This is a genomic window from Pantoea sp. X-Soil-TKNS-1207, assembly GCF_059730485.1.
Map to the genome: position 1 here is coordinate 2659675 of NZ_AP035958.1, position 17014 is coordinate 2676688.

Annotated in this window: 15 protein-coding genes; 3 read left to right on the plus strand and 12 right to left on the minus strand. The window is 60.3% G+C overall.

What is annotated here, in order from left to right; genetic code table 11:
• The first annotated feature begins 245 nt into the window (after positions 1 to 245).
• Complete coding sequence (locus AC6I8V_RS12525) at positions 246 to 1700, plus strand: AMP nucleosidase (RefSeq protein WP_497842575.1); 1455 nt, start codon at positions 246 to 248, stop codon at positions 1698 to 1700.
• A gap of 382 nt (positions 1701 to 2082) precedes the next feature.
• Here the strand turns inward: AC6I8V_RS12525 and AC6I8V_RS12530 are convergent, their stop codons facing one another.
• Positions 2083 to 3381 (minus strand): NCS2 family permease, encoded by a 1299-nt coding sequence (locus AC6I8V_RS12530; protein WP_497845830.1) that lies wholly within the window; start codon positions 3379 to 3381, stop codon positions 2083 to 2085.
• Positions 3382 to 3818: 437 nt separating this feature from the next.
• Between AC6I8V_RS12530 and AC6I8V_RS12535 the strand changes: the two genes are divergently transcribed.
• Positions 3819 to 4565 (plus strand): response regulator, encoded by a 747-nt coding sequence (locus tag AC6I8V_RS12535; protein ID WP_497842576.1) that lies wholly within the window; start codon positions 3819 to 3821, stop codon positions 4563 to 4565.
• On the opposite strand, the gene AC6I8V_RS12540 is transcribed toward AC6I8V_RS12535, so the two are convergent.
• The 7 genes from AC6I8V_RS12540 to AC6I8V_RS12570 form a co-directional block, all read right to left on the minus strand.
• A complete protein-coding gene (locus tag AC6I8V_RS12540) occupies positions 4502 to 5554 on the minus strand; it encodes a carbohydrate kinase family protein (protein ID WP_497842577.1) in 1053 nt (350 codons plus the stop codon). The genes AC6I8V_RS12535 and AC6I8V_RS12540 overlap by 64 nt on opposite strands.
• 1 nt (position 5555) lies before the next feature.
• Positions 5556 to 6416 (minus strand): ketose 1,6-bisphosphate aldolase, encoded by an 861-nt coding sequence (locus AC6I8V_RS12545; RefSeq protein WP_497842578.1) that lies wholly within the window; start codon positions 6414 to 6416, stop codon positions 5556 to 5558.
• An 11-nt stretch (positions 6417 to 6427) separates the two neighbouring features.
• On the minus strand, positions 6428 to 7111 hold the full coding sequence (locus AC6I8V_RS12550; protein ID WP_497845831.1) for a D-lyxose/D-mannose isomerase: 684 nt from the start codon (positions 7109 to 7111) through the stop codon (positions 6428 to 6430).
• 58 nt (positions 7112 to 7169) lie between these two features.
• A complete protein-coding gene (locus AC6I8V_RS12555) occupies positions 7170 to 8108 on the minus strand; it encodes an ABC transporter substrate-binding protein (protein ID WP_497842579.1) in 939 nt (312 codons plus the stop codon).
• 69 nt (positions 8109 to 8177) lie between these two features.
• The gene (locus tag AC6I8V_RS12560; protein ID WP_497842580.1) at positions 8178 to 9161 is read right to left on the minus strand and encodes an ABC transporter permease subunit; all 984 of its coding nucleotides are present in this window, start codon (positions 9159 to 9161) and stop codon (positions 8178 to 8180) included.
• Between the two features lie 10 nt (positions 9162 to 9171).
• On the minus strand, positions 9172 to 10677 hold the full coding sequence (locus AC6I8V_RS12565) for a sugar ABC transporter ATP-binding protein (protein ID WP_497842581.1): 1506 nt from the start codon (positions 10675 to 10677) through the stop codon (positions 9172 to 9174).
• The gene (locus AC6I8V_RS12570; RefSeq protein WP_497842582.1) at positions 10646 to 10822 is read right to left on the minus strand and encodes a hypothetical protein; all 177 of its coding nucleotides are present in this window, start codon (positions 10820 to 10822) and stop codon (positions 10646 to 10648) included. Before AC6I8V_RS12570 ends, AC6I8V_RS12565 begins: the two co-directional genes overlap by 32 nt.
• Here AC6I8V_RS12570 and AC6I8V_RS12575 point away from each other — a divergent pair.
• Positions 10821 to 13403: an ATP-binding protein gene (locus tag AC6I8V_RS12575; protein ID WP_497842583.1), complete on the plus strand. Its 2583-nt coding sequence runs from the start codon at positions 10821 to 10823 to the stop codon at positions 13401 to 13403. The genes AC6I8V_RS12570 and AC6I8V_RS12575 overlap by 2 nt on opposite strands.
• On the opposite strand, the gene phnE (AC6I8V_RS12580) is transcribed toward AC6I8V_RS12575, so the two are convergent.
• From phnE (AC6I8V_RS12580) to phnC, 4 genes are all read right to left on the minus strand, one after another.
• Positions 13357 to 14241, minus strand: a complete 885-nt coding sequence (phnE, locus tag AC6I8V_RS12580; RefSeq protein ID WP_497842584.1) for a phosphonate ABC transporter, permease protein PhnE — start codon at positions 14239 to 14241, stop codon at positions 13357 to 13359. The two genes, AC6I8V_RS12575 and phnE (AC6I8V_RS12580), sit on opposite strands and share 47 nt — an antisense overlap.
• Complete coding sequence (phnE, locus tag AC6I8V_RS12585) at positions 14238 to 15101, minus strand: phosphonate ABC transporter, permease protein PhnE (RefSeq protein ID WP_497842585.1); 864 nt, start codon at positions 15099 to 15101, stop codon at positions 14238 to 14240. Before phnE (AC6I8V_RS12585) ends, phnE (AC6I8V_RS12580) begins: the two co-directional genes overlap by 4 nt.
• Positions 15102 to 15208: 107 nt before the next feature.
• Positions 15209 to 16138 carry a phosphonate ABC transporter substrate-binding protein gene (phnD, locus tag AC6I8V_RS12590; protein ID WP_497842586.1) on the minus strand — a complete coding sequence of 310 codons (930 nt, stop codon included), beginning with the start codon at positions 16136 to 16138 and terminating at the stop codon, positions 15209 to 15211.
• A 25-nt stretch (positions 16139 to 16163) separates the two neighbouring features.
• Entirely contained in the window at positions 16164 to 16988 is an 825-nt protein-coding gene (gene phnC / locus AC6I8V_RS12595; protein WP_497842587.1) for a phosphonate ABC transporter ATP-binding protein, read from the minus strand.
• Positions 16989 to 17014: the final 26 nt, after the last annotated feature.

Here is a 17014-nt window from a genome sequence, read left to right on the forward strand (position 1 = left end):
CAGCAGGGCCACGGTTAACGATTAAGCAAAAACCTCGCCAAAGGTAAGCATTAGTGACAGGTTTTTGCGCGGGCATCGCGTAATGCGGAGTAACGCGGCTGCTGATCTTTAACCATAGCCAGCGTTTTGCGACGCACCAGCACCCTGATGGTGCAGAATGCGGTCGATCACAGATTCTTCATGGTGCTGAGGGGTTTAACCGCTATGCTATAGCCAAATCGGCCCATTTTCCTGAGGGAGCATGTATGAATACACAACGGAAAGGCATTAGCAGCCAGCAGGCGCTGGATGAACTGGAGCGTCTGTACGACAACGCGGTCGAAGCGTTGCGCACCGCGATTCGTGAGTTTACCGAACAGGGGCATCTGCCGGATGACGCGGCACGTAAGCAGGGCTTATTTGTTTACCCGGAACTGCGGCTGACCTGGGCCGGAGAAGGCCCACAGCAGAACCGCACTCGCGCCTGGGGCCGCTTTACCCATACCGGCAGCTACAGCACCACCATTACCCGTCCGGCACTGCTGCGCCACTATCTCAGCGAGCAGCTACAGATGATTGAGAAAGAGTACGAGGTGGTGATTGAGGTGGGCCCGTCCCAGCAGGAGATCCCCTATCCTTACGTGATTGATGGCTCCGATCTGTCGCTCGATCGTTCCATGAGCGCCAGCATTGCGCGCCACTTCCCGACGACCGAGCTGTCGCAGATCGGTGATGAAACCGCCGATGGCCTGTTCAACGCCGACGCGCTGTTTCCGCTGTCGCACTTCGACGCGCTGCGCACGGACTTCTCGCTGGCACGTCTGCGCCACTACACCGGCACCGCCGTCGAGCATTTCCAGCCGTTTGTGTTGTTTACCAACTACACCCGCTATGTGGATGAGTTTGTGCGCTGGGCAATTGAGCAGGTGCAGGACCCGAACACGCCGTACGACAGCCTCGCCTGCGCCGGTGACGTGGTAATCACTAAAGATACGCAGGACCCGACCGCAATGATGTCGGATCTGGCGTGGAAGAAGCACCAGATGCCCGCCTGGCATCTGACCTCACCGAATCGCCGGGGCATTACGCTGGTGAATATTGGTGTGGGTCCCTCCAACGCCAAAACCATCTGCGACCATCTGGCGGTGGTGCGCCCGCACGCCTGGCTGATGATTGGTCACTGCGGCGGCCTACGCGAAAGCCAGACCATTGGCGATTACGTGCTGGCCCATGCGTATCTGCGTGACGACCATGTACTGGACAGCGTACTGCCGCCGGATATCCCGATCCCCAGCATCGCCGAGGTGCAGCGCGCGCTGTACGACGCCACCAAAGCGGTAAGCGGTATGCCGGGCGAAGAAGTGAAGCAGCGTCTGCGCACCGGCACCGTAGTCACGACCGATGACCGCAACTGGGAGCTGCGTTACTCCGCCTCGGCGTTGCGCTTCAACCTAAGCCGCGCGGTAGCGGTGGATATGGAAAGCGCCACCATCGCGGCGCAGGGCTACCGTTTCCGCGTGCCGTACGGCACCCTGCTATGCGTGTCGGATAAGCCGTTGCACGGCGAGATTAAGCTGCCAGGACAGGCGAATCGCTTCTATGAAGGGGCGATATCGGAGCATTTACAGATTGGGATTTGTGCGGTGGAGTTGCTGCGGGCCGAGGGTGATAAGCTGCATTCCCGCAAGCTGCGTACCTTTAACGAACCGCCGTTCAGGTAAGGTTCGGTGCAGGTCGGCGTCTATGCCGACCTGGCTTCCCGGTGCGCATTAATGCGCACCCTACAACCTATCCCGAATATCAATGGCAACCACCGTAGGGTCGGCATTTATGCCGACCTGGCTTGCCGGTGCGCATCAATGCGCACCCTGCAACCTATCCCGGATATCAATGGCAACCACCGTAGGGTCGGCATTTATGCCGACCTGGCTTGCCGGTGCGCATCAATGCGCACCCTGCAACCTATCCCGAATATCAATGGCAACCGCCGTAGGGTCGGCATTTATGCCGACCTGGCTTGCCGGTGCGCATTAATGCGCACCCTGCAACCTATCCCGAATATCAATGGCAACCGCCGTAGGGTCGGCATTTATGCCGACCTGTTTACGCGCTCAACCAGCCCAGCTTAATCACAAACAGAATCGACATAATAATCAGCGCCGCATTCACCTCTTTGGTACGACCGCTCAGCAACTTCACCACCGTCCAGGTAATAAACCCAAACGCGATACCGTTAGCAATTGAGTAAGTCAGCGGCATGGTCAGCGCGGTCACGGTAACCGGCGCAGCGGTGGTGATATCTTTCCAGTCAATCTCCGCCAGGCCAGATGCCATCAGTACCGCCACAAACAGCAGCGCAGGCGCGGTGGCATAAACCGGTACGCTGCCCGCCAGCGGCGAGAAGAACAGGCTCAGCAGGAACAGAATCGCCACCACAATCGCGGTCAGACCGGTACGGCCACCGGCGCTGACGCCTGCCGCCGATTCCACGTAGCTGGTGGTGGTTGAGGTACCCAGCAGCGAACCAAACAGCGCAGCCGCACTGTCGGCGATCAGCGCACGGCCCATCTTCGGCACGTTGCCAAACTCGTCCGCCAGGCCCGCACGCTTGGTCACGCCCAGCAGGGTACCGGTGTTGTCGAACACGTCAACAAACAGGAAGGCGAAGATCACGCTCACCAGACCCACGTTAAAGGCACCGGCGATATCCAGATGCATAAAGGTCGGCGCGATAGACGGCGGTGCAGAGAACACGCCACCAAATGGCGTCAGGCCAATACCCATTGAAATAAAGGTCACGATCAGAATGCCGATCAGCACCGCACCGGTCACGCGACGCGCTTCCAGTACCACGATGATGACAAAGCCGAGCAGCGCCAGCAGCGGACCCGGTTTGGTCAGATCACCCAATCCCACCAGCGTCGCCGGGTTATCCACCACGATACCCGCGCCTTCCAGCGCGATCAGCGCAAGGAACAGGCCGATACCCGCGGCAATCCCGGCGCGCAGCGGCAACGGAATGCTGGCGATAATCCACTCACGGATTTTGAACACCGACAGCGCAAAGAAGATACAGGCCGACAGGAACACCGCGCCCAGCGCGATTTGCCAGGTGTAACCCATATGCAGCACGACGGTATAAGTAAAGAAGGCGTTGAGACCCATACCCGGTGCCAGCGCAATCGGGTAGTTGGCGATCAGGCCCATCAGCACGCAGCCAATCGCCGCCGCCAGACAGGTGGCAACGAAAACCGCGCCTTTATCCATGCCGGTCGCACCGAGGATGCTCGGGTTAACAAACAGAATGTATGCCATTGCCAGGAAGGTGGTAATGCCCGCGATAACTTCGGTGCGGACCGTTGTGTTGTGCGCTTTTAGCTTGAATAGTTTTTCTAACATCATCATCTCTCGTGATGGGGAGACGTCACTGACGTGCGTTCTCTTGCCAATGGGGTTTGCATGCGCGTTATTGTTGCGGGAAAAGGGCTGACGGCTGCATGCTCTGCCATCAATCCGGTGCTCTGGTTGGTATACAGACTCCCTTCCCCCCTGTCCTCATAGCAATTGCTATGCCATTACGCTACGCAATCGATTACGTTCTCAATCGCGCCGTAACCAGGAATATTCTGAACCAGAACGAGGCGCGATTATGGTGCATTGCACCGGGAGTGCGCAATCGTTTTCCCATTGGTCAGCTGCGCTGCAAAAAAAGATTGCGGTAACGCACGCTTTCACATTCTGCCTGGCGATGCTGCTCACGTTTCTGCTGCCTGATGTAGCAGGTAAAAACCGTCGGTATACACTCTCGTTTAACCCTTTCGTAACAAAAGAGGCAGCGAATGAAGCCCGCGATTCTGGTGGTGGATGACGATCGTGCCGTATGCGAACTACTGCACGATGTGTTGAGTGAACATGTGTTTACCGTATTCAGCTGCCATCAGGGCAAAGAGGCGCTGGCGCTGCTGGCGGCGCACCCGGAAATCTCGCTGGTGATGCTGGATATGATGCTACCCGACACCAACGGCCTGCTGGTGCTGCAACAGATGCAACGACAGCGTCCCGAGCTGCTGGTAATTATGCTCACCGGTATGGGATCGGAAGCGGATATGGTGGTCGGGCTGGAGATGGGGGCGGATGATTATATCGCCAAACCCTTTAATCCCCGCGTGGTGGTGGCCAGGGCGCGCGCGGCCCTGCGCCGTTGCGGACGGCTGGCACAACCGGAAAGCGCGCAGGATGATGGCTGGCAGTTTAACGGCTGGCGGCTGGATGAAGCGCGCTGCCAGCTGTTTAATCCGCAGCGCGAAAGCGTCCCCTTAACCCAGGGGGAATATGCCTTGCTGCGGGCGCTGGTGGGCCATGCGCGCAAAGTGCTGACGCGCGACCAGCTGCTGGAGCTGACCCACAGTGAAACCCTCGATGTCTTTGATCGCACCATTGATGTGCTGATCATGCGACTACGACGCAAAATAGAGATGAACCCGCACCAGCCGAGCCTGATCCGCACCATCCGCGGCCTCGGTTATGTCTTCTCCGCCGATGTGATGCGCCCGGCTTCAGCGGCGCACGTCACGCAAATCGCCTGATCCATCCAGCGCTGCATCTCGGTCAGTGGCCGGGTGCCGTCCAGCGCGTTAGCCGCATGAAGATTAAAACAGGCGCAGGTATGCGCCAGCTTTAGCGTCTCGCTCATGCTCCAGCCCTGATGGCTGGCATACAGCACCCCGGCACAGAAAGCATCGCCTGCACCAACGCTGCCAACAATCTCCTCCGCCGTCAGCTGCCATGCCGGTTGCCAGCCCCCCTCGCCGTTCACCTCCTGCCCCCACGCCCCCTCAGGCGCATGGATCACCACGCGCCGACGCACCCCCTGCTGCCCCAGCCAGGCGGCGGCCTGGGCAAAGGCAGCGGGCGCGGCGATGCCCTGCGCGGTGCGCAGACTGACGCCGGTCAGCGATTGCGCTTCCAGCTCGTTAATCACCAGATAGTCGAGCCAGCGCAGCGACGGCACCACCAGCGATCGGTACTCCCCGGCGCGCGACACCAGATCGAGCGAGGTCAGATAACCCCGCTGCTGCATCTGCGCCAGCAGCCGGGCGCCACGCGTGCCCCAGGTATCATCCGGCGCATCAAGGCAATCCAGCAGTAGCAAATACCCGAGATGAAAGATGCGATGCGAGGTGTTGATGGCGGCGAAATGCGGCAGGTCGAGCTGAGCATTGGCTCCGCGCGCATGAAAGAAGGTGCGCTGACCATCCGGGGTGGTCATCACCTGGGTCATGGCGGTATTGACGCTGCGGGTGCGCTGCACAAAGCGGCGGTCAATCTGATGCGCGTCCAGCAGCTGGACGATATAGTCGCCGTCGCTGTCTTCGCCGATCATCCCGGCGCCGGCCAGCGGCAGGTTAAGCTGCATCCGCGCGAGGGTGAACAACACGTTCAGCGCCGCGCCGCCGCTGCATTTTTCGCTGTGATGGATCTCCGCCAGCCAGCCCTGCTCCGGCCAGTGGCTGATGCGCTGCACATGATCCACCAGCATACTGCCTGCGGCCAGAATGCCGCTGCGGTCTGCCATCTCAGGCTCTCCCGGCGCTGCCGAACACCCGCATCTGCTGCGCGACCACATTGCTGATATCACGCTCCACCGCCATCAGCAGCTCGGCAAAGGCATCGTAACGCGCCTCACGCTGGGCGATCTGGCTCTCAATCGCGCCGAGCGCCGCCTGTGACATCCCGGTATAGAAATTGATTTTGTGGATACCGAGGCTGATGGCATGACGGAAATCCGCATCGCTGATGCCAGACCCGCCGTGCAGCACCAGTGGCACTTTGGCCGCATCGCGGATCGCCGCCAGCCGATCGAAATCGAGCTTCGGCTCGCCTTTGTATTTGCCGTGAGCGTTACCAATCGCCACCGCCAGACAATCAATGCCGGTGCTGCGTACAAAGTCCGCCGCCAGCTGCGGATCGGTGAATTTGTCGCTGTCGGCTTCGCCGAACAGCGCGCCGCCTTCATCGCCGCCCACCGCCCCCAGTTCGGCCTCCACCGAGACGCCCAGCGCGTGGCAAATTTTCACCACTTCCTGTGTCTGGCGGACGTTTTCGTCATAGCTGAGGGTCGAGCCATCGAACATCACCGAGGTAAAGCCAAGACGGATCGCCTGCATCACCGCCGCGAAATGCAGCCCGTGATCGAGGTTGAGCACCACCGGAATGTCGTGCAGCGCCGCTTCGGTGCGGATCGCCGCGATCAGATGATCGAGGCTGACATACTTAAAATGCACTTCAGCGATATTGATGATAAACGGCGATCGCTGCTGCTGCGCCGCATGAAACAGCGCGCGCAAAAAGTGGGTGTCGAGCACATTAAACGCGCCCAGCGCGTAACCGTTTTGTTGCGCATGGGTGAGGCCCTGCGCCAGTGAGATCAGTGCCATACAGGACTCCTTCAGGCCAGCCAGCGGGCGTATTCGTTACACAGCAGCCAGCGCGGATCTTCATCCTCATCAATTGGGTTGAAACGCGCCAGCGGGGTGAGAAACACGTTGTCATGTTCATCGTCGTTGGGCATGGAGACTTCACCCACCAGCACGTCGCCGTAGCCCTCTTCGCCCCAGAAGCTGTGCCAGATGCCCGGCATCAGGGTGACGCTTTCGCCCGGCGACAGCCGCAGCTGCGAACCGGCGGCGTGGGTCTGGCGGATGCCGTCGAGGGTGACCACCACCTCCGACTGCGCCAGCCGCTGCCCGTCGCGGTTATGCAGCGTGACGATCAGGTTGCCGCCGCCGCGATTGATGATGTCTTCCATCTTTTGCGGATGGTAATGCATCGGCGTCACCTGTCCGGCGCGCACATGCATGATCTTCTCCGCATAGGGTTTGCCCCATGGCTTGCCGCCGCGCGAACCGTTGCGCAGGGTAAACAGGGTTAAGCCGGTTTGCGCGAAATCTTCTGCGCCGAAGCTGGTGACATCCCAGCCGAGGCGCAGCGCCAGCAGCTCATCGGCGGCGGATTTATCCAGCGCGCGCCACTGGCTGAGGCCGTAGTCGGCCCAGGGCGGCAGGTGCACGTCCTGACGCATAAAGAATTCGCGGGTCAGTTGTAAAATGCTATTCACTTCCGAACGTTGCATCACTGCGTCTCCGGTCAGTGGAAAGTTGGGGCGGCCACTGCGGTGCCGCCCGCACGCGTTATTTCACCGTCCAGCCTTTGTAGCTGCCGACGTTGTTGCGATCGATCATCGTCACCGGGATCAACACCGGTTTATCCGGCGCGGGTTTGCCTTGCAGGATGTCATAACCAATCTCCACCGCTTTTGCCGCCATTACCTGCGGGTCCTGCGCCGGGGTGGCGACAAACAGCGAGCCTTTGCGCTTCAGCGCCTCTTCCCCGTCGGGGCTGCCATCGACGCCGACAATAAAGAATTCGCTGCGCTGCGCCTGTTTGGCGGCTAAGTCGGCACCGATAGCGGTGGGATCGTTAATCGCGAACACCGCATCGATTTTCGGATGCGCCGACAGCAGGCCCGTCATCACCTCCAGCCCGCCATCACGGCTGCCTTTGGCATTCTGGTTGTATGACAGCAGCTTGATATCCGGGTGAGTTTTCAGCTCGGTCATGCAGCCTTCCACGCGGTTCTGCACGGCGGAAACCGGCGGTCCGTTGATGATCACCACGTTGCCTTTGTCTTTCAGGCGGTCGGAGATGTATTTACAGGCCATCGCCCCGGCCTGGGTGTTATCGGAGGTGATAGTCGCGTTGGCACCTTCCGCCGCCACGTCCACCGCCACCACCACGATCCCGGCATCACGCGCGCGTTTAACGGCGGGCGCGATGCCTTTGGAGTCGGCGGCGTTAAGGATGATCATGTCGACTTTGGCGGCGATAAAGTTATCGATCTGCGCCACCTGCTGGCCGAGATCGTAACCGCTGGAGACCAGCGTTACCTTCACGTCATCGCCCGCCAGCTGGCGCGCTTTCAGCGCCGCACCTTTGGTGATCTGCACGAAGAACGGGTTGGCGAGATCGCCGACGGTGACACCAATGGATTTCAACTCTTTGGCCTGGACCAGCGGGGCACTCAGCAGCGTGGCCGCCAGCAGTCCGGTAATAATCGGATTAAAACGCATAGTCGATGTTCTCCTGCTTTTTATGTTGGTATTGCTTTGCGCGATAAATCGCGCGTTTTTTTGTTGTTCTCACCCCACGTGATGCCGGGTCCGATACTTATCGATCAACACCGCGATAATGATCACCCCGCCTTTGATCACCAGTTGCCAGAAGTACGACACCCCCATCAGCGTCATACCGTTGTTCAGCGTGGCGATAATCAGCGCACCGATCAGCGTGCCGGTAATGGTGCCGATGCCGCCGACAAAGCTGGTGCCGCCGAGGATCACCGCAGCAATCGCATCCAGCTCATAGCCCACGCCGAGGTTGCCGTTGGCGCTGTAGAGCCGTGAAGCCATCATCAGCCCGCCCAGCCCGGAGAGCAGCCCGCTCACCGCGTAGACAAACACCAGCACCGCGCCAACTTTGATGCCAGTCAGGCGGGCTGCCTGCACATTGCCGCCCACCGCGTAGATATGCACCCCGAGGGTGGTGCGGCGCAGAATGAACCAGCACAGCGCAATCACCGCAAAGGCAATCACAATCAGCCACGGCAGCGGGCCGAGATAGCCGTTGCCTATCCACTCAAAATTGATGTCGGAATTGATCACCGTGGTGCCGTCGGCCAGCAGATATGCCGCTCCGCGCAGCGCAGTGTAGGTGCCGAGGGTGACAATAAACGGCGGCAGTCCGGCCCAGGCTACAAGGATGCCGTTGAACAGCCCCATCAGCAGCCCGGCGCCGAGCGCCGCCGGAATAGTCAGGCTGGCGAAAGCCGGATCGAGCGACACCACCAGCGCCACCACGGCGGTGGTACCGAGCATCGAACCGACCGATAAATCAATGCCGCCGGTCAGAATGACAAAGGTCATCCCCGCCGCCAGCACGATGTTGATCGACGCCTGGCGGGTGATATTCAGCAAATTGGCTTCGGTAAAGAAATTGGGGGCGACAAAACCAAACACCGCGACGATCAGGATCAAAATCGGCAGGATGCCGACGGTTTGCAGCAGGTCGCTCATCAGCGCGCGTTTCAGCGTCGGGTTTTTGATACGGGTCGTTTCACTGGTCATCCGCGTCTCCTTAAGGCTGGACCGGCTGTGCACCGGTGGCCAGCGTCATAATGTTTTCCTGGCTGATATCGGCGCCGCTCAGCTCACCGGCGATGGTGCCTTCACGCATCACGTACACCCGATCGCTCATCCCCACCACCTCCGGCAGCTCGCTGGAGATCATCAGAATCGCCACCCCCTGCTGCGCCAGCTGGCTCATCATGCGGTAGATCTCGCTTTTGGCCCCGACATCAACGCCGCGCGTCGGTTCATCGAGGATCAGAATGCGCGGCGCAATCGCCACCCAGCGCGACACCAGCAACTTCTGCTGGTTACCGCCGGACAGGCCACCGGCACGCACCTGGGCGTGAGGCACACGAATGTTGAGGTTCTCAATCGCCTCGCTGGCAATTTTCTGGCCCTTGCGGCGATTGAGCAGGCCATAACTGGCATCCCGTTCCAGCGTCGCCATCACGATGTTTTCCTGCGCCGCCAGCTCAAGGAACAATCCCTGCTCTTTGCGGTTCTCGGTGAGAAAGCCAATGCCGTGGGCGATGGCTTCCCGTGGTGAGTGGATCTTCACCTCTTCACCATCAATCCAGATCTCCCCGCCATTCGGCGTATGCACGCCAAAAATCAGCTGCGCCAGTTCGCTGCGCCCGGCCCCGACCAGCCCCGCCAGCCCGACAATCTCCCCGGCGCGTACCGCGAGGCTGCTGGGATGCACTTTTTTGCCATCGGTGAGGTGATTGACGGCGAGGCGGATCGCGCCGAAGGTGATGCTGCGATCTTTGTTGAACAGGTCGCTGAGCGGTCGCCCGACCATCATGCGCACCAGTTCGCTGGCGTTAAGCTGATCGCGCGTCAGGCTGCCGACGTACTGCCCATCGCGCAGCACGCTGACGCGGTCGGACAGCTCATACACCTCCGCCATGCGGTGGCTGATATAGATGATCGCCATGCCTTCGCTGCGCAGGCGTTTGATCAGGGCAAACAGCTGTTCGGTTTCACGATTGGAGAGCGCGGCGGTGGGTTCATCCATCACCAGAATGCGGCTTTTGCGATGCAGCGCGCGGGCGATCTCCACCTGCTGCTGCTCGGCAATGCTGAGACGGCTGACCAGATCGGTGGCGCTGAACTGCGCGCCAAGGCGATTAATCACCTGCTGCGCCTCGTCCGCCATCTGACGACGCCTGACCAGCCCGCCACGGGTGATCTCGCTGCCGAGAAAGATGTTCTCCGCCACCGTCAGGTTGGGAGCCAGATTGATTTCCTGATAAATCAGGGTGATGCCCGCCGCCAGCGCCTCTTTCGGGCCTTTGATGGCGTAGGGTTTTCCGTCAATAAGAATCTCCCCGCTGCTGGCGGTGTACGCACCGGCCAGAATCTTCATCAGGGTGCTTTTTCCCGCGCCGTTCTCACCCATCAGCGCGTGCACTTCGCCAGGCCAGACCGTCAGATCGACCCCTTTCAGCGCATAGAAACTGCCAAAGCGCCGGGTGATTTCACGCATTTCCAGTATCGGTGTGGCGGCCATCGGTTCGCTCCTGCTGCAAATCCTGGAGCGAGTTAAGCAACGGCAGATAAATGGAAAATGTCAGCGGCCATTCATATTTGTCATAAAACGCCGCCGGGCCACTTTTATACTCGCGCTGAGTAAGGCCGGATGGAGGACGCAGCATGAGTCGGAGTCTGCACTGGCAGGTGGGCGCGCGCGGTCGCCTGCTGCTGTTTAATCTGCTGGTGGTGTGCGTCACCCTGGCGGTGGGTCTGGTGGCGATTAGCGGATTTCGCCACGCCGGTCACATTCAGGAGCAGGCGCAGGCGCAGACCCTGGCGGATATGAGCGGCAGCCTGGCGCTGGCGCGCGATACCGCCAACGTGGCAACCGCTGCGGTACGGCTGGCGCAGGTGGTGGGGGCGCTGGAGTATCAAAGCGAATCGGCGCGCCTGCAACAAACCCAGCAGGCGCTGCAACGCTCCCTCAATCAGCTGGCCCGCGCCCCGCTGGCGGCGCAACAGCCGGTGCTGTTGCAGCGTATCCGCGAGCGCAGCCAGATGCTGGAGCAGAGCATCAATCAGCTGCTGTTAAAAGGCCATGAACGTCATTTGCAACGTAACCTGATGCTGAGCGGCCTGTGGCAATCGCAGCTGCTGCTTAACCATATCGATAGTCTCGCGCTTCAGGCGCGCAACGCCCCTTCCCTTGCCCTGCGCCAGCAAACCGCGCGCCTGCTGACGGTGGCGATCCAGTCATCCACGCCGCAGGCGGCGGTGCAGCAGCTCAACACGCTGACCGGGCCGTGGTCCGCCGTGCCGCTGGCCGGGATACTGGGTGAGAAAGTGCAGCAGCTGCTGGCGACCGAACAGACGCTGCTGCCGGTGGCCGCACAGCTGGAGCAGAGCGACATCGCCATCGCCTACGCCACCTACCGCATCAAAGCGCTGGTGGCGATGCTGAATGGTGATATCACGCGCTATGTGCAGCTGGTGGCGCAGCAAAGCGACACCCGCAGCCAGGCCACCCATCAGGAGCTGGACTCCATCATCGGCTTTATTGGCCTGTTTATGCTGCTGGCGCTGCTGATCACCGGCTATGCCGGCTACTACATTTACCGCAACCTCGGCTCCAGCCTGACCGCCATCGCCCATGCCATGACGCAGCTGGCGCAGGGGGAAAAGAGCGTCAACGTGCCGGGGCTGGCGCGGCGCGATGAGCTGGGCGATCTGGCGCGCGCCTTTAACGTGTTTGCCCGTAATACCGCTTCGCTGGCGCACACCTCGCGGCTGCTGAAGGAGAAAAGTAATCAGCTGGAATCCACCTTCCTGGCAATGCGCGACGGCTTTGCCCTGTTCGACAACAGCGGCGAGCTGGTGGTGTGGAATGCGCAATATGCTGAGCTGCTCGGCATTGCGCCGCGCGAGCTGCATCGCGGCCTGCATTATCAGCAGCTGCTGCGACGGCATGGCATCGAGTTAAACGGGCTGGCTGAGGCGCAGGAAGTCCGGCTGGCGGATGGCCGCACGCTGGAGCTGCGTTTCAGCCCGGTGCCCCGCCGCGGCATGGTGAATACCGTGCTGGAACGCACCACGCGCAAAGCGCTGGAAGAAGCGCTGCTGCACAGCCAGAAGATGAAGGCGGTCGGACAGCTGACCGGCGGGCTGGCGCATGACTTCAATAATTTGCTGGCGGTGATTATCGGCAGCCTGGCGTTGACCGTCGATCAGCTGCCGCCCGGCACCCTCGCCAGCCGGATCGAGCGCGCACGCCAGGCCGCCGACCGTGCCGCCCAGCTGACCCAGCGGCTGCTGGCGTTCTCGCGTAAACAGGCACTCTACCCGCGCGCGGTGTCCGTGGTGGATCTGGTGGATAATTTGCAGGGATTGTTGCAGCACTCGCTGCTGCCGGGCCAGCAGCTGGTGGTGGATGCGCCGCGTCCCGGCTGGCCCGCGTGGATCGATGCCGGACAGCTGGAGAATGCGCTGCTGAATCTGGTGGTGAATGCGCGCGATGCCCTGGCGCAACAGAGCGGCGAAATCCGCCTGCGCATCTGGCACCAGCAGCGGGAGGACGGCGATCGCGTCGTCATTGAGGTGATTGACCACGGCTGTGGCATGTCCGCCGAGGTGCGGGATCAGGTGTTTGAACCCTTCTTCACCACCAAAGCGATCGGCAGCGGCAGCGGGCTGGGCCTGTCGATGGTTTACGGTTTTGTGCGGCAGTCCGGCGGGCAGATCGAACTCGATACGGCTCCCGGTCGGGGCACCACGGTGCGCCTGCTGCTGCCGCGCGCGCCGGAGGTGGCGCCAGCCGTCGCCATGCCGCTGCCGCCGGTGCTGAGCGACAGCGCGGATCGGCTGGTGCTGGTCCTCGACGACGAACCGGCGGTACGCCAGACGCTGTGCGAACATCTGCATCAGCTGGGTTATCTGACGCTGGAGTGCGGCGATGGCGAAAGCGCGCTGGCGCTGTTGCAGCAGACGCCGGATATCGAGCTATTAATCTGTGATTTGATGTTGCCAGGCAGCCTGAACGGCGCGGATGTGATCCGCCAGGCGCAGCAGCAGTGGCCGCAACTGGCCACGCTGTTGATCAGCGGACAGGATCTGCGCCAGACGCCGGTGATGCTGCCGCTGTGTGAGCGGCTGGCAAAACCCTGGCATCAGGCGCAGCTGGTGCAGGCGCTGGAGCGCGCCTGGCAGCGCAGTGAACGGCTTAGTCGCGCGCGGCAGGCTGCCACAGCGGCACCGCTTTCCCGGTGATATAGCGTTTACGCAGGCGGCTGGAGATCACATCCATCACCATCACCACCGCCGCGAGGATCACGGTAATGAACATCACCACATCCCAGTTCCACAGGCGCATGTTTTCGGCATACACCAGACCGACACCGCCTGCGCCGACAAAGCCCAGCACCGCCGCCGAACGGGTGTTGGATTCAATCTGATACAGGCTGAGGGCGAGGAACGTCGGGAACGATTGGGTGAAGATACCGAAGCGGTGCTTCTGCAAACTGTTGGCACCGACCGCCCCCAGACCGCGACTCGGCGAGCGTTCCACCGCTTCATGGCCTTCGGCATAGAGTTTGCCGAGCAGGCCGACATCCTGCATCACAATCGCCAGCACCCCGGCCAGTGGCCCCATCCCGACGGCACGCACAAAGATCAGACCCCAAATCGCCATATCGATTCCGCGCAGGATATCGAGCAGACGACGTATCAGCAGCGAAATCGGGCGCGTCAGCGGATCGTGCATCACGTTACGGGCGGCGAGGAAGGAGATCGGCAGCGCCAGCACGGTGGCGGTGAGCGTACCGACGAACACAATCGCCAGCGTGATGCCAATCTGCGACAGGTAGTAACCAAACGGCCAGTTGACGAAGTCCTGCCAGAAAAACATCCGTATAAAATAGCGTCCCAGCTGCTGGCAGCCGACCAGAAAGCGGCTCCATTCAATGCCGAAGAATTCGAAGAAAAACAGGTAATACAGCAGCACGGCCAGCGCCACCAGCGCGATACGGCGCAGATAGCGTTTTTGCGAGGCGAACAGCGCCGGGTGCTCCTGCTTCAGCCTGCTGACGTCCGGGGCTAAGGCGATCATGCGCGTTCTCCTTCCACTACGCGACGGCGCAGCCAGCCGGACAGCGTATCCAGCAGCGACACCACCACGATAATCAGCAACAGCGTGATGCTGACCTGATCGTAACGGTCCAGTTTAATGTTGGTCATCAGTTCCTGACCGATGCCGCCCGCGCCCACCAGCCCGAGAATGGTAGAGGAGCGGAAGTTGATCTCCAGACGCATAAAGCTGTAGGAGAGGAACGTCGGCTTCACCTGGGGCCAGAAGGCAAAACGCATACGCTGCAATTTGCTGGCGCCGCAGGCGGCAAGGCCGCGCACCGGTTTGTCCGAGGCGCTTTCAATCGCTTCGTAGAACAGCTTGGTCAGGCAGCCCACGGTGTGCAGCGCCAGCGCGAGAAAGCCGGGGATTGCCCCGATGCCGAACGCCATAACAAACATCACCGCCCATGCCAGTTCGGGCATGGTGCGCAGGAAGGCGACGCAGGCGCGGATAGCCATTCGCAGTCCGGTCGGCGTCTGGGTGTTGTCGGCGGCAAAAAACGCCAGCACCGCAGCGATACACACGCCAATCAGCGTCGAGGAAACGGCCAGTTGCAGGGTTTCCCAGATCAGCGGCAGCTGAATGTTGAGGCGATAGCCCCAGTACGCCAGCGAGCCTTCAGTTTTTACATCGGCAAACAGCACCGGCAGATGCAGCACCGGCATGGTTTCGCCAATGTAGTCAAAAAAGTGTGGCAGCGACTGCCAGACCGTGACCAGATTGAATTCCGCGACATTGCCTGCGGCGAGGTACAGCGCCACCAGCAGCAGCGACCACAGCAGCGTGTCGCGCTTTTGCTGACGGCGGATACGTTGGTAGTAGTGTTCGAAGTCGGTCAATGGGGGAGTCCTGTGGTTGGGGGAAGATGCGGATTTCGACAGGGGCGGCATAAATGCCGACCCCAGGCCGTAGGGTGCGCAGTTATGCGCACCGTTTCGATGTCAAACTAGCCGCGGCTGCCCTTCATCAGGTCGCGCTTCATATCAATAATGTTCTGATAATCCGCCACGGTCGCCGGGCCGATATGCTGCTCACCGCCCACGGCCTTCACAAAGCAACTGTGATCTTCTTTATCCAGTTTCTTAATGGTCGCCACCACTTTCTCTTTAAAGTCAGCAGGCAGGTTGTTGCTCACCAGGATTGGGCCGTTCGGGATCAGCGGCGATTTCCAGATGATGCGGATCTGTTTCATCAGGTCCGGGTGGTCCATACGGATCAGACGACCAAAGGCGCCTGAGGTGTAACCGGTGTTGTAATCACCCACCAGCGACGTCCAGGTGACGGCACCATCAAACTGACCATTCAGCACGCCGAGGATGTCCTGCTCGTGGCCGCCAGAGAAGGTAACGTTGGTGAAGAAACCTTTGTATTTGTCATCCACCGTACCGCCAAACTCTTTCTTGAAGGCCTGGTTCGGCATCAGGAAGCCAGAGGTGGAGTCCGGGTCAGCCATACCGAAAGATTTGCCTTTCAGATCGGTCAGCTTTTTGTACGGGCTGTCTGCCTTGACGATCACCACCGAGTGGTAACCTTTAGAACCGTCTTTGTCGTCAACCACGATGCCGACGATATCCACCGCTTTCGGGTTTTGCAGGTAGACCGACGCATAAGAGGCCGGAGACATGCTCAGCACCAGGTCAATCTTGTTACCCAGCAGACCCTGAATCACGCCAGAGTAGTCTGACGAGTTACGCAGCTGCGTATCCACGTTCAGCTCTTTGTCGAAGAAGGTTTTCACACACTGGTTGTCGCCAATCTGCTGGGTGGCGTTCTGACCGCCCAGAATCCCGAGGTTAAGCTGCTTTGGCGCATCCGCTGCGTTAACGCCAAAAGCCATCAGAGCGCCAGTCAGTAAAGCTAAAGAGGTCAGTTTCATTCGTGGTTATTCTCTTGCCGTGGAGTTAGTGGAGCTGGTTAATTTCGTCGCCGTACAGCTCGTGCAGCAGGCCGTCGGTCAACTGAGAAGGATGTCCGTCAAACAACACCTTGCCGCGCTGAATGCCAATCACGCGGGTACAGTAGGTTTTCACCAGTTCAATCGAGTGCAGGTTCACCATCACGCTGATGCCCTGCTCGCTGACCTGGCGCAGTACGTCCATGATGCGTTTGGTGTTTTTCGGATCGAGCGATGCAACCGGCTCATCGGCCAGCAGGATCTTCGGGTTCTGCATCAGCGCACGGCAAATCGCCACACGCTGCATCTGTCCACCGGAGAGGTTCTCGGCGCGTTGCAGCGCCTGCGGCAGCATGTTCATCCACTGCAACAGTTCGATGGCCTGCGCGCGGTCGCTTTCGGAAAACACTTTAAAAAACGATTTCAGCGTTGAGGTCTGGCTCAGACGGCCCAGCAGCACGTTGGTCAGCACATCAAGGCGCGGTACCAGGCAGAAATCCTGGAAGATCATGCCGCATTCGCTGCGCCACTCGCGCATCTGGCGGCTGTTAAGCGTCACCACATTGCGCTGTTCGGCGCCGAGGCTCAGGATCGCCCCTTCTGACGCACTGATGGTGCCGTTGAGCATATGTAACAATGTCGATTTGCCTGCGCCAGAGCGGCCAATCACCGCCACCAGTTCTCCCGCATGCAGATCGAAACTGACATCATCCAGCACCCGGTTTGCGCCGTATGCTTTACACAGTCCCTGCACCGATAGCACCTTGTTGCCCTGCTGGGTGTGCGGAACATAAGGATTGTCGACGACGGTCTTGAGTAATGCCTGTGCCATATTCCGCTCCGATTCATCTGAGGTGT